Genomic DNA, 22,494 nt, shown 5'->3' on the forward strand with positions numbered 1-22,494 from the left:
TAAGACCCAAGAGAACTTGAATGAAACTGACCCTTTCCCATCTGGAAACCCTGCTCCTGCGTGCTTGCGACGATTTGCGCGGCAGCATGGATGCGAGCGAATACAAGGAATACATTTTCGGCATGCTGTTTCTCAAGCGTGCCAGCGACCTGTTCGACCAGCGCCGGGAGGAACTGCGTAAGCAGCTCAAGGCCCAAGGCATGGCGGAGACTGATATCGCCGTCGAGTTGGAAGACCCGGATCACTATTCGGGCAAGTACTTTTATGTCCCGCCGCGTGCGCGCTGGAATGAGCCCTGGGTGGAGGACGTGGTAGAGAACGGGGTCAAGAAGCAGGTGCAGCGCCCGGCCTTGAAGCACGTCAAGGAAAACGTCGGCACCACCCTCAACAAGGCGCTGGCGGCCATCGAAGAGGCTAATCTGGACGCCCTGCAGGATGTGCTCAGTGGCATCAACTTCAACCGCAAGATCGGCCAGCGGACCCTGGACGACGACACCCTGGCCGATTTCGTGCAGAACTTCGAAAAAATTCCGCTGCGCGACGAGGATTTCGAGTTTCCCGACCTGCTAGGGGCCGCCTATGAGTGGCTGATCAAATACTTTGCTGATTCCGCTGGCAAGAAAGCCGGCGAGTTCTATACGCCGGCGGAAGTGGTGCGGTTGTGCGTGGAAATATGCGATCCCGCCGAGGGCATGAGTATCTATGATCCCACCGTCGGCTCGGGCGGTATGCTAATCCAGATGCGCGACTACCTGCGTGAGAAAGGTGGCGATGCCAGCGAACTGTCGCTCAACGGCCAGGAGAAGATCGGCACTACGTGGTCCATCTGCAAGATGAACATGCTGCTGCACGGCATTTCTCACGCCGACATCCGCCAAGAGGACACGATCCGCGAACCCCAGCACCTGGACGAGAACAACGAACTCAAGCGTTTCAATCGGGTGGTGGCCAATCCGCCCTTCAGCCAGAACTACATCCGCAAGGACCTCAAGTTTCCTGGCCGTTTTCCGGTGATGATGCCGGAAAAGGGCAAGAAAGCCGATCTGATGTTCGTGCAACACATGCTGGCCGTGCTCAAGCACGACGGCCGGCTGGCCACCGTGATGCCGCACGGGGTGTTGTTTCGTGGCGGCGAGGAGCGCGAAGCGCGCAAGTACTTCATCGACCACGGCTATCTGGAGGCGGTCATCGGGCTGCCGAGCAACCTGTTCTACGGCACCGGTATTCCGGCCTGCATCCTGGTGCTCAACAAAGCGGGTGCCGGCCAACGGGATAGCGTGCTGTTCATCAATGCCGACCGGGAGTATCGCGAGGGCAAGGCGCAGAATCATCTGCGTCCGGAAGACATCGACAAAATCATCAATGCCTATCGCCGAGGTGAGGCCGTTGACGGCTATGCTCGCCCGGTGCCGGTGGCCGAGATTCGTGGCGAGGACTACAACTGCAATATCCGCCGATATGTGGATAATGCGCCGCTACCCGAGCCCCATGACGTGCGCGCTCATCTGCATGGCGGGGTGCCAGTGGCGGAAATCGACAGCCTGGCGCATTACTGGGACAACTATGCTGGTTTGAAGGATGCGCTTTTTGTCGCCCGGGATGACCTGTATCGGGACTTCGCCCCGGCATTGACGGACAAGCGCGATATCGCCGCATTTATCAATAGTCATGATGGCGTGCGGACCGCCAACTACCATTTCATGCAGGCGCTGCAAACCTGGTGGCAGGCCAACCAGCCCATTGTCGAAGCCCTGGCGCCCGATGCCGGCAACCAGCAGGCTCGGCCGCGCAATGTGTATGTGATGCGCAGCGAACTGATGCGCAGCATCGAGGAGGCATTTGCCGGTCAGAATCTGTTGACTCCCTTTCAAGTGCGTGGCGCTTTTGCTGCTTATGTTGATCGGCTGAAGGCTGATTTCAAATCTATTGCCGCCAGTGGCTGGGGGCCAGAGCTGATTCCGGACGACGATATCCTGCAAAGCCAGTTTCCCGAGGTGCTACAGGAACAGGAGCGTGCCCAGGTCCGGCTGGCCGAACTGCATGCGCTGTTCGCAACCGCTGACGAGGAAGATTTCGAGGACGGTGACGACACTGGCGTGATGGGCTCCGACCAGGTCAAGGCGCTCAAGGCACAGCTTAAAGAAGCTAAGGGCATGGCCCGGCTATGCAAGCGCGATCCTGGTCTGGGCAATGCCGAGGACTATCGGCAACAAGCCGCGCGTATTGAGATGCAATTGGCGCGTCACAAAGTGCTGGAGGATGAGGCCAAGGCGTTGAAGAAGACGCTCAAGGCCATCAATGGCAAACGTGATGAGTTAGTTGAGAGCGCCCGCAAGAAAATCTCGGTGGATGAAGCGCGTAGGGCCATCATCGGGCGGCTGGAGAATCTGTCGATGACGATTTACCAAGGCTATCTGCGTACCGAGCAGCGGGCCTGCATAAAGGCAGTCGAGAATCTGTGGAGCAAGTATGCAGTGACGGCACACGAGATCAAAGCGCAGCGGGATGCTGCTTCGCGAGAATTGCAGGCATTTCTAGCGGAGTTGGGATATGAGTGAGTGGAATACGCGCTCACTGTCCGAACTGGTATCTTTCTACAAGGGTAGGAAGGTAGAAACCAGTCCATTCCAAGAACAAGGATACCAAGAGTACTTGGGCGCTGGCGCTTTGTCTGGTGCATCAGACGGTTACGCTGATACTGCGCTAGCAGTTATGGCGACAGAGAAAGATGTACTAATGCTTTGGGACGGGGAAAGAAGTGGTCTTTGTGGTACTGGCCTCTCGGGTGTAGTTTCTTCAACTGTTGCGAAGCTCTCCTCAAATGGAATAGTCAATAGCCGACTTCTTTATTATCTGCTTTTGAAGAATTTTGAGTGGATTCAGAATCATAGAACAGGTACTGGTGTCCCTCATGTTCCTAAAGATATTGGCCGGATTCTCCGATTAACGTATCCAACAGAAGAGAGGGTGCAGGAAAGGATTGTATCTATATTGAAGGCATCTGATCGTGCCATCGAGAAAACGACATCATTGATAAAGAAGTATCAAAAAATCAAGTCAGGCTTGATGTGCGATCTCTTTACTCGTGGTATCGGTCCTAATAAAAAGTTGCGTCCTTCTTATAAGCAAGCGCCAGAGCTTTATCAAAATACTCCGGTTGGATGGGTTCCCAAAGAATGGTCGCCCAAGAAATTGGGCGAGATTTTGTTAAAAATAGAATCGGGTTGGAGTCCCGATTGCATTGAGCGACCACCTAGTGTTGGGGAATGGGGGGTTCTGAAAGTTAGCGCTGTAACTAGAGGGTACTTTGACTGCCTGCAATCCAAGACTTTGCCTGATACGTTATATCCTAGATTCGCATTGGAGGTTAAGGCAGGCGACGTAATCATGACACGTGCTAATGGAGTGGCTGAGCTTGTCGGGGAATGCGTTCAGGTTACAGATACGCAGGAGAAACTAATGCTGTCAGATAAGTTGCTTCGGTTGGTGCCAGATGAAGGAGTAATGTCTAAGGAGTTCTTGGGAATGTTGATGCACTCCAATGGAATTAAACATCAGATAAGAAAAACCATGAACGGAAGTAGTGGGCAAAGAAATATATCGCAGGGAGATATTCGAAACTTCGTTTGTTTTGTTCCGTCCTTAGATGAACAGAAAGCAATATATTTACCTGTAAATTATTACCAACGATTAATCGATCAAGAGGTGAAATATATTGATAATCTACGCCAACAACGGTATGGTTTAATGCACGATTTACTTGCTGGCGAATCTCCATTTAAGCTTGAGTCAGACGCATGTCCCGAGTCCACCCATGTTTAAGATCGACCCAGCACAGAATCGCATTGTTCCCATCCAAGCTAAACGCTTCGGCGAACTGGGTTTTGCTGAACGCAAGCACCTGCAGGAATGGCTGGAGCATTGCCCGCAGGCGTTGGCCCAGGACGAAGGCGAGGAGCTACTGATCATTCAGAAGGAATTCGACGGCTTCGACGACACCCGTGAGCGTCTGGATCTTCTTGCCCTCGATAAGGAAGGCAATCTGGTGATTATCGAGAACAAGCTGGACGATACTGGCCGGGACGTGGTGTGGCAGGCGCTGAAATACGCCAGCTACTGCGCCAGCCTCAGCAAGCCGCAAGTCGTGGATATCTATCAGCGTTATCTGAATCAGAAGGCGCAGCAGACAAACGAGGCGCCGGCGCGCGCCGAGGACAGGTTGATCGAATTTCTTGAGGTGGACGATCTGGATGCGGTGCAACTGAACCGCATGGGCAGCCAGCGGCTGATGCTGGTAGCTGCCCACTACCGCAAGGAGGTGACCAGCACGGTGCTGTGGCTCAGCCAGTTCGGCATCGCCTGCCAATGCTTCAAGGTCACGCCCTATCAGGCCGGCTCCGAATTGTTCCTCAACGTGGAACAGATCATTCCGACGCCCGAGTCGTCCGATTTCATGATCGGCATGGCCGCCAAGGAGGCAGAGGAAAAGAGCGCCGACCAGGAACAGAAGCAACGTCACCGCCTGCGCATGGAGTTCTGGGAGCAGACGCTGGAGGTGTTCAATCAAAGCGCCTGCACGCTGTACAACAACATCAGCCCGTCGCGGGATCACTGGCTCTCAGCCGGTTCGGGAATTTCAGCCGTGCCGTATTCACTGATCTTCGGCAAGCAGGAGATTCGGGTGGAATTGAATATTGGCCGACGTAGCGCCGATGAAAATCGCTTCATCTTTGACCGGCTCAATCAGCAGAAAGCCGACATCGAGGCGCGCTTTGGTGCGGCGCTGGAGTGGTTGCCTCTGCCGGAGAAGAAGTCCTGCCGCATCCAGTACAGCAAGCCGGTGGATGGCTACAACAGGGACAACTGGTCGGACATGATCCAGTGGTTGGTCACGCACATGACTCGCCTGGAACAGACGATGCGTGAGCCGCTGAAAGGCATCCGGCCGCAGATCAGACTGCACAGCAACACGTTGGAGCCGACCGATGTCTGAATACACGGAGGTCGAACAGCCCTTCCTGCAGCGGTTGCAATCGCTGGGTTGGGAGGTGATCGACCAAGGGCCGGACATTCCTGCCGATCCAACCAGGAGCCTGCGCGCCAGCTTTCGCCAGTGGCTGCTGCCTGATGTGTTCGCCAAGGCGATCGCGGCGCTGAACCCCGGTACGGAGGGTGATACTTGGTTGACTGAAAAGCAGTTGAGCGAACTGCAGGAGCAGATCCTGCGCCAGCCCAACAGGACGCTGCTGGAAGCCAACGAGGCAGTGCAGAAGTTACTGATCAAGGCTCAAGTGGATGTGAACGAGCAGACTGGCGAGCAGGACCCGGTCGTGCGGCTGATCGACTTCCAGACACCAGAGAACAATCATTTTCTGGCCATCAATCAGTTCCGTCTGGATACGCCCGGTTGCGTCAAGCAGTTCATCATTCTGGACCTCGTGCTATTCGTCAACGGCATTCCGCTGGTCGTGGTGGAGTGCAAGAAGGGCGGCCCCACCTGTGCAAATCCCATGGCCGAGGCGTTCGTCCAGTTCCAGCGCTACATGAATCGGCGTCAGGAGACTGTGCGGGCCGGACTGAAGGAAGGCGAACCGCGACTGTTCCATAGCAATCTGCTGCTGATCCGTGCTGGCGGCCTCGAGGCAGATTACGGCACCATCACCTCCGGCGAAGAGCATTTCTATCCCTGGAAAACCCAGTGGCCCGCCGACGATGCCACAGCTCAGGGGATGAATCCGCAACAGCATTTGATCAATGGCATGCTGAGCAAGGCCAATCTGTTGAGCATCCTGCGCACGTGCTCGGTGTTCATGGATACCGACGGTGGGCCGCGCATCAAGGTGGTTTGCCGCTACCAGCAGTTCCGCGCTGCCAACAAGATCGTGGCGCGCCTGCGCCACGGACGCACGGTGGAAGAACGCAGTGGCGTGGTGTGGCATACCCAAGGCTCGGGCAAGAGCTTGACCATGGTGTTTGTCGCGCGGATGCTGCGTGCATCCAAGGATCTGCACGATTACAAGATCGTACTGATCAACGACCGGGTAGATTTGGAAGATCAACTGGCCGAAACCGCCACTTTAATCGGCGGCCGCGTCAATGTGATCGAGAACCGTCAACAATTGCGCCGCGATCTGTCTGCCGATGCCTCCGACATCAACATGGTGATGGCACACAAGTTTTTGCTGGCTGAGCAAAGCTTGCCCCTGGTGGTGGCGGAAGCACTGGGCACCTACCTGGCGATGCCGGGCAAGGACAGTTTCGGTGTGGTGAACGCGTCACCACGCATCCTGCTTATGATCGACGAGGCGCACCGCACGCAAGGCTCGGACCTGGGCGAAAACATTTTCGAGGCCTTTCCTAACGCCGCCCGGATCGCCTTTACCGGCACGCCGCTGATCACAGAGCGCCACGGCGAGAAGCGCACTGTCAAACGCTTCGGTGAGTACATTGACCAGTACAAGTTGATGGACGCGGTGGAAGATGGCACCACGCTGCAGATTCTTTATGAAGGGCGTACGGCCGATGCTGCTCTGAACGACAAGCAAGGGTTCGAGACCCGTTTCGAGAATCTGTTCAAGGACCGATCGGAAGAGGAACTGCTTGCGATTCGCAAGAAGTACGGGGCCACTGGGGACATTCTGGAAGCAGAACGGCGGATCGAGGCAATTGCCAAGGACATGGTCCGGCATTACCTGGAGCATATCTTTCCCAATGGATTCAAGGCGCAGGTAGTGTGCCATTCCAAGTTGGCGGCCGTGCGCTACCAGCGCGCCATCCATCAGGCGCTGGCGGACACGGTGGTAACTCTGGAGGCCGAGGCAGAGCCGGACCGGGAGCTGATCAGGAGGGTGGCCTTTCTGAAGGCGGCGGTGGTGATTTCCAGCGACGGCACCAACGAGGCTGCTTATGTGACCGAAGCGCGCAAACAATCGCGTGCTTGGAACGCGGTCGAGAACTTCTGCAAGCCCTTCGCCTTTGACGACCCTGACCAACCCTACAGCGGCATCGCTTTTCTGGTGGTATGCGACATGCTGCTTACCGGATTCGATGCGCCTATCGAGCAGGTCATGTATCTGGACAAGCGTATCCGCGAGCACACACTGCTGCAGGCTATCGCGCGCACCAACCGGGTCAAGAAGGGAAAGCAGCGCGGCTATGTGGTGGACTACATCGGTTTGACCCACCACCTGACTGAGGCGTTGACCCTGTATGCGGCGACCGACGAGCAACAAGAATTAGTGAGCGGCCTCAAGAACATCAATTCCGAGGTGCCGGTACTGCAGGAGCGCTACCAGCGTTTGCTGAACCTGTTCGCCGAGCACAAGGTGCGACAGGTACAGGACTTCGTGGAAGGCCGCTTGCCAACGCTGGAAGCCGATGCGGCAGTGGTTCATGAGGCGGTGAGCCTGCTCAAGGACGAGAAACTGCGGGCCGATTTCGACGTGTATCTGAAGAAATTCCTCAGCAGCCTGGACATCATTCTGCCGCACGCTTCGGGGCAGCCCTACCGGGTTCCGGCCAAGCGCCTGGGCTATCTTCAGCAGGTTGCCAAGGAACGTTACAAGGACGATAGCCTGGATCTGGGCGATGCAGGCCAAAAGGTGCGCGATCTGATCAACGAACACCTGATCAGCTTGGGCATCAATCCCAAGGTGCCGCCGGTGGAATTGTTGTCCGAGGACTTTCTGGAGCGGCTGAATGAGCATGCCGGAGGCAATCCGGAGGCCAAGGCCAGCGAAATGGAACATGCCATCCGCAAGCACTGCACCGTGCATCATGACGAGGATCCAGCGTTCTACCGGAGCTTGTCGGAGAAGGTTGAGCAGTTGCTGGACCGGTACCAAGGTCAGTGGGATCTGTTGGCCGAGGAACTGGAGAAACTACGCAAGGTTGCGGTGGAAGGGCGGCAGCAGGGTGAAGCTGGCATGAGCCGAGAAGCCACCACGTTTTATGAGCACATCGCCAACGAGACTTTCGGCGGCGAAGTTCCGGCGGAAGCGAGGCCTAAGATGAAGTTGCTGATGGAGGCGATCGTCGAAACGCTGCAGCACAGCATCGGCAGCATCGACTTCTGGAGCAACAGCGACAAGCAGAAACGCACCCGCAGTGAAATCAAAACGGCATTGACACTGACCGGCATCCCGGCGCTGAAACAGCACCGCGAGCGGGTGGCTGTGGAGATCATGAAGCTGGCCAAAAACCGTCATGAGGAGCTGCTCAAGGGTTTGGACAAGGAGCAGCAGCGATGATGTCCCGACGTATTAGAGACATTGAGTACCAATTGCTACCCGGCAGTCAGCGCAAAACTACCGATATCGTGATCGAGCGCAATGGCCAGATCGTGGTTCGTCCACCTGTGCATTACGCGCCCGAGCAAGTGGATGCCGTGGTGGAAAGCAAGCGGCTGTGGATCTACCGCAACCTGGCCGAATGGCGGGATTTGAACGCTACGGCTGTGACACGGGAGTGGGTCAGCGGTGAAACCTTTCTCTACTTGGGCAGTGCTTACCGGCTCGCGTTGGTATCAGGGCAGACCGAAGTTCTGAAGTTGAGGGATGGGCGATTCCACCTGAGCCGTGAGCTGATCGAACTGGGGGGTACGGATGCAGCCAGGTCCGCTTTCGAATGTTTCTATATCGACAAAGGCCAAGAAAGATTCACAAACCGGGTAGAGCAATTCGCCCCCAAGGTGGGCGTCGAGGCGACAGTCATCAAGGTGCGGGATACTGGCTATCGCTGGGCCAGTTGCGGGCATGGCGGCACGCTCAACTTCCACTGGAAGTGCATGATGGCACCTCCCAAGATCATTGACTACATCGTGGTGCATGAGCTGTGTCACTTCCACCATCGTGATCACAGTGAAGCTTTTTGGAACGAGGTTGACAAGATTCTTCCGGATTGGATGGAACGTAAGGCGTGGCTTAGACGATATGGAGCTAGTTTGGATTTATAAGAAGGAGCAGCGTCCGAGGTAAATGGCAGTGATAGATGCTCTTTTGTGTCCTAACTCTAAGCTGATCAATTGCCGGACGCATTGATCTAATGTTTGTTGTTGTGCAGAGTAAGGGACTGCGGTCGGCCCGCCTGCTGCCGGTGACTTCCACCCCGTCAGTGTTTCATATCGCATTTGTGCATATTGATGCCGCAGCCCATGCATATTGCTCAGCCCCGCCGCCTTGCACTGACCATCGTAGACGTGCCGCTGCTGGATGTAGGTTTTGTTTGCCGGGATCAGTGATCCTGTGCCCGCTAGGCGGTGTGCTGCGTGGAGCGCGTCACGCTGCTCTGCGGTGGTGATGGGCACAACGCGTTCACGCCCGCCCTTCGTCCACGATCCTTTGAGGGCAATGTGGTCACCCCGATCCGCATAACTGGGCTGGAACTTGATCGCTTCCTCCCGACGCAATCCGAAGGCGGCCTGTAGCTGAAGGCTCATGCGCACGTGGGCATCGGTGATCTGTTCAAGACCTGTGCCCAGTTCCTGGGCCTTGCTGATATTGGTCACATAGCGACGCTCGGCCACGCCAAGCTGCGTGTTATCTGCTGGCAAGATGCCGGGCCTGCCGATTTTCTCGGCCCACCAGCGCAGGTGAGAGAGCCGATTCTTGATGGTGCCAGACGACAAGCCTTCGCCTTGCCAGCGGTCCAGCAACGCCTGGACGTGCTTGCCCTTGAGCGACGATGCCTTCATCTGCCGAAAACCGGCCGCGCGCAGTTGCCGCGCGGCTAGCGACAGCGAGCGCATCCGGTCGGCCTGCGTGGTGTAGCTGCCGTCACGGTTGCGCTGGCAAAGCTGCCGCAGGGTGTAGGTCAAGTCGTCCATCTTCCGGCCTCCAAGCAAAGCGCCGTGCTGCGTTGTCCTGAAACTCAATGGTTAGTGTTGGTGCCAGCTCGCCAAGGCGAGATCCCGTGAGGGCAAGGGCATGGTGTTCAGGAGACACCAGAGCCTCGAATGAGGCGTCCGTCTTGCTCCCTGCTGGAAGCCCGGACGGAGGTACTACAAGACGAAAGTGATGCGAACGTGGACGAGTCCTCCTATGAAGTGAGTGGGATGAGAAATGCAGCGGCATCCCTGTGCGTTGCGCACAGGAAATTGCCGCAAAGGACAGTGCGCCAGGCGGCGCGATAGGGATGAGTTCAAACAGACGAAGAAGGCTCCGCCCTGGGGAGGGCCGGTATGCGGTCGGAGCCTGGGCATACCTGGGGTGGTTCCGCCCTGTCGGGCCAGCGCTTGCAGGAACCTGCGCTGTTGGGGCTGCCGATGTACGAAGCCCATCGGTCTTGGCAACTGCCCGGGCAGTTTAGGGCGGCCATCATCATGTATGCCGCACGTAATAGGAACTGGCTTTCGCCCGCATTGTTGGCGGTGTTGCGCGGGGCGTCACTGCGGCGTGCAGTGACGCCCCGTTTCACGGCAGCATTTACTACGCAGGATGCGGCTGCCATCCCCTGGCCTGCATTGCCTGCGCTGCGATACCCCCAGCGTTCGTAGAGGTGTTCAGCATCTTGCGGATGTTGGCGATGTGCGCCAGGGCGGTTTCACGCGATGCCGGTTGCGCAGTCGGTTCTGGGCGGTCTTCGGTACGCGGCGGAGCTGCAGGCCGATTCTCGGCAGTCCGTGGGGTGGCAGACATCTCCTTACGTCCAGTCCACAGACGGAATTCGCCAGAAAATACGCGCTTCACCAAGGCGAAGAAGTAGGCCACGACGTTGCGCACGGTGCCGCTCTGGCTGCGCGCCTGCAACTCATCGAGCACTTCCTGACGATGCTGCGGCGGCAGCCGCCGCAAGGCAGCCTGCACGTCCTTTTGCTGATCTGCCTGGGCATTGCTCAGGCAAGGCGGCAAGCTCACCGATTGCGATGCCGAATGGTCGTCGCCTTCGCGCGCGCGGTACGTACGTTCTTTTTTATACATATACGTCTTATACGTACTGTCCTGCTTAGCCGTCATGTGGCGAGCGTGCCCGGTCTGTTGCGGAACAAGCGTGCTGCCAGCGGAATCGCCAGACAATGGCAGTGGGGCGGCTGCCTCGTTCGCCTGCGACGGCGGCATCGGGGGCAAATCATCGTCATCGTGGCGCTGATCGTGGGTCGCAATGGAAGCGGCTTCAGGTGCCTGCGCCAGCGTTGCCTGAATGTGGACGGCCACCCGATCCACCTGGTTGTTTTCGTGGCCGATGGAGGCTTGCAAAAGCGTGGGCAGACTGGCATCGAGTGCGCAGGCCTGCTGGAAGTGCAGGACGCTTTCGTGAACCTGATACAGCTCGCTGAGCACATGGCCGGTTAGAGGATCGCGGTGTTGGCCTACCAGGCTGATCCAGCCCGTCAGCCGAAGTACAACGAGGACGCGCCGGGCCGTCTCGTACCCGGCTCTCTGCCCCAGCGGGGTGGAGGTGAGATAGCGGCGCAACTGCCCCAGATTCGCCAGCGGGCTGAAGCCCTCCGCAGAGCGCAGCATGCGCAGAACCTGCCAGCCGTTGCGCTCCAATGGCGTGAGGCGGGTATCAAGCATGAGCGAGGCCGGCGTGGTGAACAGGGCGTCTTGCCTCAGCAGGTTGTGGCGGGTGTGGTGGTCTGCCATGAGAGTTCTCCAAGGTCTGGGCCACAGCGGCCCGTTCCCCTGCATCTCATCGCGTACCGCTCCATGCGTCAGCCAACAATACGGTCTGCGCTATACCCGTTTTATCCGGCAGGCGCAGCGCTGGCGCCAGCATCCAGACTGATCTATCATCCCGATACCCCCTTGGGGGTACAACTGGGGGTACTTCCAGCAATTCCCGCAAAGGCCATGGCCCGATTTCCCCGTGAAACCTAGCATTCACGGCCCTTTGCCGACCGATCAACGTTTAAACGTGTGATCAACGTCTGACCGAATCCCCAACGCAGACGTTGCGGGCCAGGACCTCAACGGAAACCACCGTTTCCCTACCCCCTATCCGAAGCCCGCAACTCTTCAAACAACCAATCCTTGAATCGCACGATCTTCTCCGAACGGCGCTCGTTGATCCGTTGCGAGAAAAAATGCGTTTCACGCAGAATCCGCTCGAACTCGTTGCGGCCGGCCTCGACCAGTTCGCCGCGGGCCAGTTCGCGTTCGGCGAAGCGGGTCGTCTCCAGGATGACGCCCATGCCGTCCACCGCTGCGGATACCGACAATGCGCCGCGGTCGAAGGACGGGCGGTTGCGCTGCGGCAGGTTCAGTCCGTTCAGTGAAAACCAGTCGTGCCAGCTGACCTGGCTCAAGGATGAATCGATGAGCGGCAGTTCGGTCATGAGCTGCCGCCAGTTGCGCCTGCGGCCCTTGAGCGAGGGCGCGCACATCGGCACGATGGTCTCGCATCCGAGGGGTGTGATTTCGATGCCGGGACGCTGCAGCGCCACGCCATAAGAGATTGCGATGTCCAGCTCGCGGGCCTGCGTCAGGTCCATGGGTTCGGCGCCGCTGGACAGGCGGATCGTAATGTCGGGGTTGTCGGTCATGAAGCCCGGCAGGCGCGGCCCCAGCCATTTCACCGCGAGGCTGGGGGCGCAATAGACGGAAAGAACCTGGCCGCTGGGCGCCAGGCTGACTTCCGCGCAACAGGCTTCCAGGGCGTCCATGATGCGCGTCAGGCTCTGAAGCAGGCGATGCCCTTCGGGCGTCGGTTCGACGCGCCGGTGGCTGCGCCTGAACAGGGATGTGCCGAAGTTTTCTTCCAGCTCACGTATCTGGTGGCTGATTGCCGAGGGCGTCAGATGCAGTTCGTGCGCCGCGAGGGTGAAGCTCTCCAGCCGGGCGGCGGCTTCGAACGCGCGCAGCAGGACGAAGTTCGGGATTTTTCTCATGGGGCCTTTGGCGGCAGCCGGATTTTCATGTGAATGCCATTCATCCAAACGTGAACATCTATCGGTTGTCATCATGTTAGCGCTGATCGAACATTCTGAGGTCCGGCGACGGATGGGCGCGCCCATCTTGTGCGCCGCATCGGGTTTACTTCAGAAGAGGATTCATCATGTCAGCCATACCAGACCGCGCCATGCCGCCTCGATCCAGCCAGCCGCTGCTGGCCGATGGCCGTGTTTCGATTTACCAGCCCGAGCAGCAGGGGCTGATCTACCCTGAGCTGCCCTCGTTCTCCAGCGCGGCCGAAGAGCGGCTGCATCTCAAGCAGCGGCTGGTGGCGGCGTGCCGCGCGTTCGCGCTGGAGGGCTTCGATTACGGTTTCGCCGGCCACCTGACGGTGCGCGATCCCGAGCATCCGGAGCTGTACTGGACCAATCCCATGTGCGTGCATTTCAGCCAGGTGAAGGTGTCGAACCTGATCCTGGCCGACCACAAGGGCAAGGTCGTGGAGGGCAGGCACGCCATCAACCGGGCCGGCTTCGTGCTGCATGCCGCCGTGCACGAGGCGCATCCGGACATCGTGGCGATGTGCCACGCGCATACCGTATATGGAACCGCCTTCGCGGCGTTGGGCCGGCCGCTGGAACCCATATCCCAGGATGCCGCGGCGTTCTTCGAGGACCACGTGGTCATCAAGAGCGAGGCGGGCCAGGTTGCGGTGGAAGAGCGCGCCGGACTGGCGGTCTGCGACTGGTTCAAGGGCGTGAAAGCGGCCATCCATCAGAACCACGGCTTGTTGACGGCCAGCCGGCACAGCATCGAATCGGCCGCGTTCTGGTTCATTGCGCTGGAGCGGTGCTGCCGCCAGCAGCTGATGGTCGAGGCGACGGGCATCAAGCCGGCGCTGGTCAGCGCAGAACGTTCGCGCTACAGCCGGGAGCACGTGGGCTCCGAATACATCGGCTGGCTGCACTTCCAGCCGATTTACGACCATCTGGCGCTATCCCAGCCCGACATGTTCGACTGAGCAAGGCCGCGGTCGGACGCCGGCGCGGCGCTCGTTCGCGCCGGTTCAAAAAGAATACTTGGAGACAACCTATGTACAGCGATATCGCTGGGCCCAGCCTCGCCCGTACCGATGACGAAGGCGCGACCTATTCCAAGGTTGCGTGGCGGCTGCTTCCGTTTCTGTTCCTATGCTATGTCTGCGCGTATCTCGATCGAATCAACGTCAGTTTCGCCAAGCTGCAGATGTCGAGCGATCTGGGTTTCAGCGACGCCGTCTATGGATTGGGCGCGGGGATTTTTTTCGTCGGCTATCTGCTGTTCGAGGTGCCGAGCAACATCATCCTGTTGAAGGTCGGCGCGCGGCGCTGGATCGCGCGCATCATGGTCACGTGGGGCATTATTTCCGCCGGGATGATGTTCGTGTCGGGGCCGGTCAGCTTTTATATCCTGCGCTTCCTGCTGGGCGTGGCGGAGGCGGGTTTCATTCCCGCGATCCTGCTGTACCTGACCTACTGGTTCCCGAACAAGCGCCGCAGCAAGGTGACGGCCCTGTTCCTTACCGGTATTCCCATGTCCGGCGTCATCGGCGGGCCGTTGTCGGGATGGATCATGCACCGGTTCGATGGCGCGGCCGGCTGGGCCGGCTGGCAGTGGCTGTTCCTGCTGGAAGGATTGCCCACGCTGCTGGTCGGGGCGATGGCGTGGTTCTATCTGGACGACAAGGTCGCCGATGCGAAGTGGCTCACCGAGGCCGAGAAGGCGCGCATCCAGCGCGACCTGGCGGCCGAACAGCAGGGCCAGCATCTGCATTCGATCCGCGACGGGCTGACCAATCCCAAGGTGCTGCTGCTGAGCTGTCTCTACTTTTTCTTCACGATGGGGCTGTACGGCATCAGCTTCTGGCTGCCCAGCCTGGTGAAGGCCAGCGGCGTGACGGACAACTTCGACGTCGGATTGCTGTCGGCCGTGCCTTATCTGGCGGCCACGATAGGCATGATTCTGTTCAGCCGGAGTTCCGATGCGACGGGCGAGCGGCGCTGGCATTTGTTTGCGGCGGGCGGGCTTGCCGCGATCGGCCTGTACGGCAGCGTGGTGTACGCCCATAACACGAGCTTCGCGCTGATCGCCCTGACGATAGGCACGGTCGGCGTGATGGCCTCGATTTCGCAGTTCTGGGTGTTGCCGCCGGCCATCCTGAGCGGCGGGGCGGCCGCGGCCGGCATCGCGCTGGTCAATTCGGTGGGCAGCGTCTCGGGTGTGGTCAGCCCTTACCTGATCGGCTGGGCGCAGACGGCGACCGCCAGCACCGGCGCGGGCGTGCTTGCCCTGGTGGCCTGCCTGGTGTTCGGCAGCCTGCTGGTGTTCGCGGTGCCGGCCAAGCTGGTGAACGTGCGCCGCTCAGCGTAGCGGCGACAGGCCTGGGCGGGCTCGCGCTTCCGGTTCCGGATTTTGCGCAAAGAGCTCGTCCAGTTTGGCGAGCAGGTTGGAGCGGGCGAGTTCGATATGCCGGTCGCTGAGCTGGACTGCGCGCGCCGCGTCGCCCTGGCCGATGGCCTGCGCGATCGCGGCATGTTCGTCCCAGATCGTGTCGCGGTGCGGCGATACCCGGTGCACGGCGCCCATGACGCGGCGCAGGTGCACCCAGTAGTGGTCGGCGCTTTGCGCGATCAGCGGGTTGCCGGAGGCGGCATAAATGGCGGAGTGAAACGCCAGGTCCGTGTCGATGATGGCTTTCAGGTCCTGCTTCCGGACCGCGCGGCGGCCGGCCTCGATCAGTTCGGGATCCAGTTGCCAGCGGGTCTCGGCGGCCAGCCGGACCGCCAGGGCGTCCAGGGCGCCGCGGACCTGGTAGAGGTGTCCGACCCATTCGGGCTTCAGTTGCGCGACTTGCACGCCCCGGCCCGGCGCGTCTTCGATGAAGCCGTCTTTCTTGAGCAGCAGCAGCGCCTGCAGCACGGGCGAGCGCGACACATGGAGCTGGTCGGCGATTTCTTCCTGGGTGATCCGCTGGCCCGGGCCGATGGAGCCGTCCGTGATGGCGTCGAGCAGCACACGGTAGACGGTATCGACGAAATCGGTTCGCGACGGGATTTTCTCGAGGGGCAGGCGCATGGGGGCGATTCTACCTTGCAAGGGGTGGCTGAAACGGCAGAGGGCCGGGCGCGGACGCGGCCGCCGGTTTACATCCGGACACCGCGGCGCAGGGAAAACCCTGGATCTGCCATACCGCAATTTACTATATTCTTCGAATACCGAACTCTGAATACAGAGTTCAGAGTTCAAAAATAATGCGCATTCCCGCGCTTTTCCAGAGAGACATCAAATGAGCCCCAAGATCCAGGAACAGTTTGGCCGCGACCCTCACACCAGCGCGGGCGGGACGACAGAGAAGAAGCTGGTCCCTTTCGGCGGGTACTACACCAACAGAATCCCGGGGCATGATCCGGAGCTGACCGAAGTGGGGCCGGGCACGCCGGCCGGCGAGTACCTGCGCCGCTTCTGGCATCCGATCTGCATGTCGATGGAGCTGACCGACACGCCGCGCTTCCTGAAGATCATGGGCGAGGAACTGGTGGCGTTCCGCGACGGCAGCGGCCGCATCGGGGTGCTGCATGCGCATTGCGTGCATCGCGGCGCTTCGCTGGAATACGGCAAGATCGAACAGCACGGCATTTCCTGCTGCTATCACGGCATGGTCTTCGACGTGGACGGAACCTGTCTGCGCGTGCCGTTCCCGGAAGGCGAGGAGGAAGAGGGCGAGCGCTATCGCTGCTCGATCAGGCAGGGCGCCTACAAGGCCTTCGAGCGCAATGGCCTGGTCTTCGCCTACATGGGCCCGCCCGAACAGGAACCGCCGTTTCCGCAGTGGGAAGGCGACTTCACCGTCGCCGAGGGCGACGAACTGGTGCCCTACAGCAATTTCCAGCACTGCAACTGGCTGCAGGTCCAGGACAACGCGGCCGACAACTATCACACCATGGCTCTGCACGCGAAACGTCAGGTCACCGGCGAACACTATCAGGGCACCACGTTCGACGAAGTGGGCGCGGCGACGATGGAAGTGCCGCCCGACATGCAGTTCGTGCCCGTGCACGGCGGCCGCGGCCTGGCCTGCGCAGGCGCGCGCCGGGCCGACGACGGCCATATGCACATCCGCGTGCAGCACCAGGTGCTGCCCAACTTCAGCCTGCACGCCTACACCTCGGAAGACGGCAAGAAGAAAAAGCTGTTCAGCCGCTTCCACATGATCCGCTGGACCGTTCCCGTCGACGACCACAACAGCAAGATGATCGGCTGGCGCGTGATGGGGCCGGGCATCGACACGCGCGGCATCGGCGACAAGAGCCTGGTCGGCTACGAGACGATCGATTTTCTGGAAGGGCAGGTGGCGATGCGCCGCCCCGAGCGGTTCGGCAAATACAAGCTGGAGGACATGCCGCCCATTCCCTCGGATCACCGCGCCCGGGAAAACTACAAGGACGCCCAGTACGCGCCGGGCGACTACGAGGCGATCATCAGCCAGCGGCCCATCGCGATCCACGCGCTGGAGAACCCCACGAAATTCGACGCGGGCCTGTATGTATTCCGCAAGCTGCTGCGCGATGCGATCCGGGGATCCAACCCCAATGCCGGTCCCGAGCAATTCGCCCAATGGCTGCGCGAGTGCGCGGGGCATCCCAACAGCTATTGCTCGGGCAATGTGTTCGACCTGCCCGTGGGACGCACGACGCAGGAGGAAGTGACGCTGCGCCGCCACCTGGCCCGCCAGGTGGTGCAGATCCTGACCGAAGCCGACGGCATGAAGGGCGATGAACGGGCCGGCTTCGTCATGCAGAAAATGGAGGCATTGCAGCAGGACGTACTCGCGCGGAGGCAGGCGTGAACGCGCCGCTGCCGCAAGGCGTGGTGATGGACGGCCGCGCCGGGACGGAGCTGCTGCAATTGCGGGTCCGCGGAATACGGATGCAGGCCGAAGGCATCCACGCCTTCGAGCTGGTCCACCCCGAAGGCCTGCCGCTGCCGGCGGTGGAGGCGGGGGCGCACGTCGACGTGCACCTGGCCGGGGGACTGATGCGTTCCTATTCCCTGGCTGGCGATCCGCAGGACAGGTCGCGCTGGATTCTGGGCGTGCTGCGCGAACCCAAAGGGCGCGGCGGGTCGCGGGCCATGCATGAGTCGCTGCGGGTCGGGGACCTGCTGCCCGTGGGAATGCCGCGCAATGCGTTTGCGCTGGCGCCGGATTCGGGCCACGCTATCCTGCTGGCCGGCGGGATAGGCGTGACGCCGCTCAAGGCCATGGCGCACGTGCTGGCCCGGGCCGGGCGGTCGTTCGAGTTCCACTATTGCGCGCGCACCGCGCAGCACGCGGCCTTCGTCGACGAGCTGCGCCAACTGGTTCCCGAGCGCGCGTTGCATCTGCATTTCGATGGCGGCGACTTCACGCGCGGATTGGACATCAAGGCCCTGCTGGCGCATCCCGGCGCAGGCCACCACGTCTATTACTGCGGCCCCGGCGGTTTCATGCAGGCATGCGCCGACGCGACGCAGCATTGGCCGCCCGGCACGGTGCATAGCGAACACTTCAAGGCGCCCGAGCGTCCCGCGTCCGAGGCGCCGCCCAGCGGCGGCTTCGAAGTCAGGCTGGCCAGGGCCGGCATTTCCGTGATGGTCGAGCCGGACCAGACGATCGTGCGCGCCATCGAACTGGCCGGCCACCGCGTGCCGACTTCATGCCTGTCCGGCTTGTGCGGCGCCTGCAAGGTCGAGTACCTGGAAGGGGAAGTCGACCACAGGGACTACATCCTGAGCGACGAGGAAAAAAACCACTGCCTCACCGTCTGCTGCTCGCGCGCGACGAGTTCGTGCCTGGTGCTGGACCTGTAGCGGGATCGGCGCAGCAGCCCGGCGCGTGGCCGTCACTCGATGGCGCTTCTGTGCCGGGCCGCGATCTTGATCGCCTTGTTCGCATCCGCGGCCACCTTTTCGTAGTACGCGCGGGTCGGCGAAAAAACGGGCAGCACTTTGCGTTCGTCGAAGTTCTTGACCGAGTCGTTGACCAGCTTGATCTGCACGTACCTGGCCTTGGCGTTCTGCACTTCCAGGGTGGCCCAGTTGCGGCAATCCATGAAGCCGGCGGAAAAGTTCGCGGTCCTGGTGGAGCCGGCCGGCACGCCGCCCTTGGATTGGTAGTAGCCATGGACGCGGCAATGCCGGTCCGAGGTCTGTTCGTCGTTGATGAACAGCCACGCGTCCCAGTCGGCCGATGCGATGTTGTAGCGGCTGGCGTTGGCCACTTCGTAGCTGAAGTTGACTTCGGAGAAGAGCGACCGGTCGGTTTTCAGGTCCAGGGCTTTGGCGGTGACTTTCGCGAGTTCGGCTTCGGCCTGCTGCACCAGTTTTTCTTCCTTGGCGAACCTGTCGGCGTTGTGCGTGATGGCGGCCTGGGCGTTGGCCGCCTCCTGGGTCTTGCCGCGGATGTATTCCTCGCTTTCGCCGACGATGACGGAACGCGGCGTGAGGCCGGGATATTTTTCGGCGAGCTGTTCCAGGCTGAAGCCGTTGGCCACCCAGCTGCCGACGGCCCAGTTGTACGCGTCCTGCTGCGCAGCCGTCATGTCGGGCCAGGCCTTGTCCAGCGATGCGCGGTAGGCCTGCGCGTTCTGCGTGGACAGCCGCAGGTCCACGCCTTTGTCGCATCCGGCAAGTGACGCGACGATTCCGAGCAACAGCAGTCCGCGGCAGGCTTTCAACATGTTTCTATTCTCGATTATTCGTAACGGGCGTTAATGTACCCCCAATCCTAGTAATCTGGGACGGCCTGCGAATCGAATAAGAGGAGACTGCAATGAGTCATGTATACGTCGTCGGCGTGGGCATGGTCCCCTTCGCCAAGCCCGGCCGGCATGCGCCTTACCACGAGATGGCGGCGCAGGCGGCGCGCGCCGCGCTGACGGATGCGGGGCTTGCCTATGAGCAGGTGCAGCAGGCCTATGTGGGCTACGTCTATGGCGATTCCACGGCGGGGCAGCGGGCCTTGTACGAAGTCGGCATGAGCGGCATCCCGGTCTTCAACGTGAACAACAACTGCTCCACCGGCTCCACGGCGCTGTTCCTGGCGCGCCAGGCGGTGGCCGGCGGCGCGGCGGACTGCGCGCTGGCCCTGGGTTTCGAGCATATGAATCCCGGCGCGCTGGGCACGGTGTTCCAGGACAGGCCGAGTCCGTTCGAGCGCTTCGACGCGGCCACCCAGGAACTGGTCGGCCAGGACGGGATTCCGTTCGCCTTGCGTTATTTCGGCGGCGCGGGCAAGGCGCACATGGACCAGTACGGCACCAGCATGTCGACTTTCGCGAAAATCCGCGCCAAGGCCAGCCGGCACGCCGCCAATAATCCGATGGCATTGTTCCGCACCGTCGTGACGGAGGAAGAGGTGATGGCAGCGCCTGTCTTGTGGCCTGGCGTGATGACGAGGCTGATGGCGTGCCCGCCGACCTGCGGCGCGGCCGCCGCCGTCGTGTGCTCCGGGGAATACGCGCGGCGGCACGGGCTGGACCGCAGCGTGCGCATCCGGGCGCAGGCCATGACCACCGACCGGGCCGTCACCTTCGAGGCCCGCGACATGCGCGAGGTGGTGGGCTTCAGCATGGCGAAAGAGGCGGCGGACCGCGTGTACGAAGCCGCCGGCGTCGGCCCGCAGGATATCGACGTGGTCGAGCTGCACGACTGTTTCGCGCACAACGAGCTGGTGAGCTACGAGGCGCTGGGCCTGTGCGGCCTGGGCGAGGCCGAGAAGTTCGTCGTGGACGGCGACAACACCTATGGCGGCAGGGTCGTCACGAATCCCTCGGGCGGCCTGCTGTCGAAGGGGCATCCGCTGGGGGCGACGGGCCTGGCGCAATGCGCCGAGCTGGTCCAGCAACTGCGCCAGGCCGCCGACGCCCGCCAGGCGCCCGACGCGCGGCTGGCGCTGCAGCACAACCTGGGGCTGGGCGGGGCCTGCGTGGTGACCTTGTACGAGAAGGCCTGAATTGCGGGCCAGGCGTTGCCGCTGCGGCGAATCTGTCCATAATCACCGCATGAACAGCAGCGATTATCCGCGTATCTGGCAAGCCCCCGACTGGCTGCCGTGGCGCTACGACCTGGCCACCCCCCCATACCCGCCCGGCTTCAAGTCATAACTGACCCAGTCCGTCGCCCGCGCCACGCCGTCGTAAAGCCGCCGGGCGTCGTGGTTGTCGCGCGCGGTGATCCAGCGCAGCAGCGGCCAGCCGCGGGCGTGCGCGATGGACGCCACCGCGGCGATCAGGCCTCGGCCGATGCCCAGGCCACGGTGCCCGGCGGCGACGTACAAGTCGTCCAGGTACCCCGCGTCGCGCCCCAGCAGCGGCTTGGGGAAGGGGCGGTAGTGCGCAAGCCCCACCAGTTCGCCGCTGGCGGTTTCGGCGACGACGCCTTCCTCGGGATGTTCGGGGCGCATCAGCCATGACCAGGTGCGCCGCAGCGCCGCGTCGTCGATGTCCACTTCGTAGAACGCGGCGTAGCGGCGGTAGAGCACCGCCCATCGGGCCTCGTCGCCCGGGTCGAGGTTTCGGATGGTGATTGCGTCGGCATTCATGTCGATGTCCTTGTGATCACCATGCGGCCGGCAGCGGCGCCGGCCCGGGGTGCGAGGGGAAATGCGGCAGCACGTCCTCCGCCAGTTCCTGGATGATTTCGGCCGCGGGCCGTTGCGAGAACTGGATGCCGAGCGCGGCATGGTTGACGCCCGCGGCCTGCCAGGCGTGCAGCAGGTCGATGAGGCCTTTGCGTCCGGTGCGCAGCACGTAGCCGCCCTGCAGCGGCGTGCGCGGGTGGTCGGGGTCGTCGGCCAGGTCCAGCCATTCGTTGGTCATGTGCGGCCGGAAGCCGCCGTCGGCGATGCGCTGGCGCCAGGCGCGGATCTTGTTGGCCAGGCGCTGCGGGCCTTCGGGGGTGTGGGTGGCGTCGGGGTAGGTCAGCCAACCGTCCGCATGTTCGGCGATCCAGGCCGGCGATTGGCCGCTGGCGCCGGTGACGATCAGGGGGATCGCGCCGGCGGCGGGCTGCGGCAGCAGCGCGGCGCGCTGGAACCGGCCCAGCGGCGAATCCACCGCCAGCAGGCCGGGCCGCATGAGCTGGCGGAAGTAGGCCACCGCCTGCGCGAAGCGCTCGGCGCGTTCGCCATGTTCCAGCCCATACGCGGGAAACTCGATGGGACGGTCGCCCGAAGCGATGCCCAGCACCAGGCGGCCGCCCGACAGCCGGTCGAGCGAGGCCGCGGCCTTGGCCAGGTCGATGGGATGGCGCAGCGTGAAGATGGCGCTGCCCGTGGCCAGCGCGATGCTGCGGGTGCGCGCCGCCAGAAAGCCCAGGTAGGTGAAGGGATCGAAGAGTTGGCCGGCGTCGCCGAAGGCGGGGTCGAACAGCGGCACGTCGCGCACCCAGACGGCGGCGAAGCCGCGCCGGTCGATCTCGGCCACCAGGTCGGCCTGCCCGGCCAACGCCTGCATGTCGCCGGCATAGAAGCGCAGCGGCAGGAACACGCCCAGCGTGAGCCGTTCGGGCGCGAACATGCGGCGGTAGCCGGGATGCGACTGGAACGCGGCGTGCGAGGCGCCCGCCGCGGATAGCGGATTATCCATGT

General features: G+C 61.5%; 17 protein-coding genes. 10 read left to right on the forward strand and 7 right to left on the reverse strand.

What is annotated here, in order from left to right:
* The first annotated feature begins 20 nt into the window (after window positions 1–20).
* Genes AC1M14_RS04140 through AC1M14_RS04160 form a run of 5 tightly spaced genes read left to right on the forward strand, consistent with a single transcriptional unit; the run spans window position 21 to window position 8,953 of the window.
* Window positions 21–2,558, forward strand: coding sequence for a type I restriction-modification system subunit M (locus tag AC1M14_RS04140; RefSeq protein WP_479731046.1), 2,538 nt, complete (start codon window positions 21–23; stop codon window positions 2,556–2,558).
* Window positions 2,551–3,822, forward strand: a complete 1,272-nt coding sequence (locus AC1M14_RS04145; RefSeq protein ID WP_479731047.1) for a restriction endonuclease subunit S — start codon at window positions 2,551–2,553, stop codon at window positions 3,820–3,822. The genes AC1M14_RS04140 and AC1M14_RS04145 overlap by 8 nt, the downstream gene beginning before the upstream one ends.
* Window positions 3,815–4,993, forward strand: a complete 1,179-nt coding sequence (locus AC1M14_RS04150) for a DUF4268 domain-containing protein (RefSeq protein WP_479731048.1) — start codon at window positions 3,815–3,817, stop codon at window positions 4,991–4,993. The genes AC1M14_RS04145 and AC1M14_RS04150 overlap by 8 nt, the downstream gene beginning before the upstream one ends.
* The gene (locus tag AC1M14_RS04155; RefSeq protein ID WP_479731049.1) at window positions 4,986–8,249 is read left to right on the forward strand and encodes a type I restriction endonuclease subunit R; all 3,264 of its coding nucleotides are present in this window, start codon (window positions 4,986–4,988) and stop codon (window positions 8,247–8,249) included. The genes AC1M14_RS04150 and AC1M14_RS04155 overlap by 8 nt, the downstream gene beginning before the upstream one ends.
* Complete coding sequence (locus AC1M14_RS04160) at window positions 8,246–8,953, forward strand: M48 family metallopeptidase (RefSeq protein WP_313695852.1); 708 nt, start codon at window positions 8,246–8,248, stop codon at window positions 8,951–8,953. The genes AC1M14_RS04155 and AC1M14_RS04160 overlap by 4 nt, the downstream gene beginning before the upstream one ends.
* Here the strand turns inward: AC1M14_RS04160 and AC1M14_RS04165 are convergent.
* The 3 genes from AC1M14_RS04165 to AC1M14_RS04175 all read right to left on the reverse strand — a co-directional run bounded on the left by AC1M14_RS04165 (window position 8,948) and on the right by AC1M14_RS04175 (window position 12,826).
* A complete protein-coding gene (locus AC1M14_RS04165) occupies window positions 8,948–9,823 on the reverse strand; it encodes an integrase domain-containing protein (protein ID WP_479731050.1) in 876 nt (291 codons plus the stop codon). The two genes, AC1M14_RS04160 and AC1M14_RS04165, sit on opposite strands and share 6 nt — an antisense overlap.
* Before the next feature lie 601 nt (window positions 9,824–10,424).
* Complete coding sequence (locus AC1M14_RS04170; protein ID WP_479731051.1) at window positions 10,425–11,582, reverse strand: STY4528 family pathogenicity island replication protein; 1,158 nt, start codon at window positions 11,580–11,582, stop codon at window positions 10,425–10,427.
* Window positions 11,583–11,926: 344 nt separating this feature from the next.
* Window positions 11,927–12,826: a LysR substrate-binding domain-containing protein gene (locus AC1M14_RS04175; protein ID WP_479731778.1), complete on the reverse strand. Its 900-nt coding sequence runs from the start codon at window positions 12,824–12,826 to the stop codon at window positions 11,927–11,929.
* A gap of 167 nt (window positions 12,827–12,993) precedes the next feature.
* On the opposite strand from AC1M14_RS04175, the gene AC1M14_RS04180 reads away from it, so the two are divergent.
* On the forward strand, window positions 12,994–13,851 hold the full coding sequence (locus AC1M14_RS04180; protein WP_102773978.1) for a class II aldolase/adducin family protein: 858 nt from the start codon (window positions 12,994–12,996) through the stop codon (window positions 13,849–13,851).
* Between the two features lie 71 nt (window positions 13,852–13,922).
* Entirely contained in the window at window positions 13,923–15,239 is a 1,317-nt protein-coding gene (locus AC1M14_RS04185; protein ID WP_479731052.1) for an MFS transporter, read from the forward strand.
* Here the strand turns inward: AC1M14_RS04185 and AC1M14_RS04190 are convergent.
* Window positions 15,231–15,944: a GntR family transcriptional regulator gene (locus AC1M14_RS04190; protein ID WP_479731053.1), complete on the reverse strand. Its 714-nt coding sequence runs from the start codon at window positions 15,942–15,944 to the stop codon at window positions 15,231–15,233. The genes AC1M14_RS04185 and AC1M14_RS04190 overlap by 9 nt on opposite strands.
* Window positions 15,945–16,155: 211 nt before the next feature.
* On the opposite strand from AC1M14_RS04190, the gene AC1M14_RS04195 reads away from it, so the two are divergent.
* Together AC1M14_RS04195 and AC1M14_RS04200 are read left to right on the forward strand one after the other, a co-directional pair.
* Window positions 16,156–17,715 carry a Rieske 2Fe-2S domain-containing protein gene (locus tag AC1M14_RS04195; protein ID WP_111825838.1) on the forward strand — a complete coding sequence of 520 codons (1,560 nt, stop codon included), beginning with the start codon at window positions 16,156–16,158 and terminating at the stop codon, window positions 17,713–17,715.
* Between the two features lie 26 nt (window positions 17,716–17,741).
* Entirely contained in the window at window positions 17,742–18,716 is a 975-nt protein-coding gene (locus tag AC1M14_RS04200; protein ID WP_479731779.1) for a PDR/VanB family oxidoreductase, read from the forward strand.
* A 32-nt stretch (window positions 18,717–18,748) separates the two neighbouring features.
* Here AC1M14_RS04200 and AC1M14_RS04205 read toward each other — a convergent pair whose 3' ends face one another.
* Window positions 18,749–19,585, reverse strand: coding sequence for a hypothetical protein (locus tag AC1M14_RS04205; RefSeq protein WP_146748004.1), 837 nt, complete (start codon window positions 19,583–19,585; stop codon window positions 18,749–18,751).
* 92 nt (window positions 19,586–19,677) lie between these two features.
* Here AC1M14_RS04205 and AC1M14_RS04210 point away from each other — a divergent pair, with 92 nt between their 5' ends.
* Window positions 19,678–20,859 carry a lipid-transfer protein gene (locus tag AC1M14_RS04210; RefSeq protein ID WP_479731054.1) on the forward strand — a complete coding sequence of 394 codons (1,182 nt, stop codon included), beginning with the start codon at window positions 19,678–19,680 and terminating at the stop codon, window positions 20,857–20,859.
* Window positions 20,860–20,964: 105 nt separating this feature from the next.
* Here AC1M14_RS04210 and AC1M14_RS04215 read toward each other — a convergent pair whose 3' ends face one another.
* Both AC1M14_RS04215 and AC1M14_RS04220 read right to left on the reverse strand, forming a co-directional pair.
* Window positions 20,965–21,447, reverse strand: coding sequence for an N-acetyltransferase family protein (locus AC1M14_RS04215; protein ID WP_479731055.1), 483 nt, complete (start codon window positions 21,445–21,447; stop codon window positions 20,965–20,967).
* A gap of 16 nt (window positions 21,448–21,463) precedes the next feature.
* Complete coding sequence (locus tag AC1M14_RS04220) at window positions 21,464–22,492, reverse strand: LLM class oxidoreductase (RefSeq protein WP_479731056.1); 1,029 nt, start codon at window positions 22,490–22,492, stop codon at window positions 21,464–21,466.
* Between the last annotated feature and the right edge of the window lie 2 nt (window positions 22,493–22,494).

It is taken from the genome of Achromobacter sp. SX5 (genome assembly GCF_056711425.1).

Bases quoted from the DNA above. Each gene is read 5' to 3' on its own strand.
- AC1M14_RS04220 (WP_479731056.1), bottom strand. From the start codon at position 22,492: ATGGATAATCCGCTATCCGCGGCGGGCGCCTCGCACGCCGCGTTCCAG.
- AC1M14_RS04175 (WP_479731778.1), bottom strand. From the start codon at position 12,826: ATGAGAAAAATCCCGAACTTCGTCCTGCTGCGCGCGTTCGAAGCCGCC.
- AC1M14_RS04170 (WP_479731051.1), bottom strand. From the start codon at position 11,582: ATGGCAGACCACCACACCCGCCACAACCTGCTGAGGCAAGACGCCCTG.
- AC1M14_RS04190 (WP_479731053.1), bottom strand. From the start codon at position 15,944: ATGCGCCTGCCCCTCGAGAAAATCCCGTCGCGAACCGATTTCGTCGAT.
- AC1M14_RS04180 (WP_102773978.1), top strand. From the start codon at position 12,994: ATGTCAGCCATACCAGACCGCGCCATGCCGCCTCGATCCAGCCAGCCG.
- AC1M14_RS04150 (WP_479731048.1), top strand. From the start codon at position 3,815: ATGTTTAAGATCGACCCAGCACAGAATCGCATTGTTCCCATCCAAGCT.
- AC1M14_RS04210 (WP_479731054.1), top strand. From the start codon at position 19,678: ATGAGTCATGTATACGTCGTCGGCGTGGGCATGGTCCCCTTCGCCAAG.
- AC1M14_RS04185 (WP_479731052.1), top strand. From the start codon at position 13,923: ATGTACAGCGATATCGCTGGGCCCAGCCTCGCCCGTACCGATGACGAA.
- AC1M14_RS04215 (WP_479731055.1), bottom strand. From the start codon at position 21,447: ATGAATGCCGACGCAATCACCATCCGAAACCTCGACCCGGGCGACGAG.
- AC1M14_RS04195 (WP_111825838.1), top strand. From the start codon at position 16,156: ATGAGCCCCAAGATCCAGGAACAGTTTGGCCGCGACCCTCACACCAGC.
- AC1M14_RS04155 (WP_479731049.1), top strand. From the start codon at position 4,986: ATGTCTGAATACACGGAGGTCGAACAGCCCTTCCTGCAGCGGTTGCAA.
- AC1M14_RS04200 (WP_479731779.1), top strand. From the start codon at position 17,742: ATGGACGGCCGCGCCGGGACGGAGCTGCTGCAATTGCGGGTCCGCGGA.
- AC1M14_RS04145 (WP_479731047.1), top strand. From the start codon at position 2,551: ATGAGTGAGTGGAATACGCGCTCACTGTCCGAACTGGTATCTTTCTAC.
- AC1M14_RS04140 (WP_479731046.1), top strand. From the start codon at position 21: ATGAAACTGACCCTTTCCCATCTGGAAACCCTGCTCCTGCGTGCTTGC.
- AC1M14_RS04205 (WP_146748004.1), bottom strand. From the start codon at position 19,585: ATGTTGAAAGCCTGCCGCGGACTGCTGTTGCTCGGAATCGTCGCGTCA.
- AC1M14_RS04160 (WP_313695852.1), top strand. From the start codon at position 8,246: ATGATGTCCCGACGTATTAGAGACATTGAGTACCAATTGCTACCCGGC.
- AC1M14_RS04165 (WP_479731050.1), bottom strand. From the start codon at position 9,823: ATGGACGACTTGACCTACACCCTGCGGCAGCTTTGCCAGCGCAACCGT.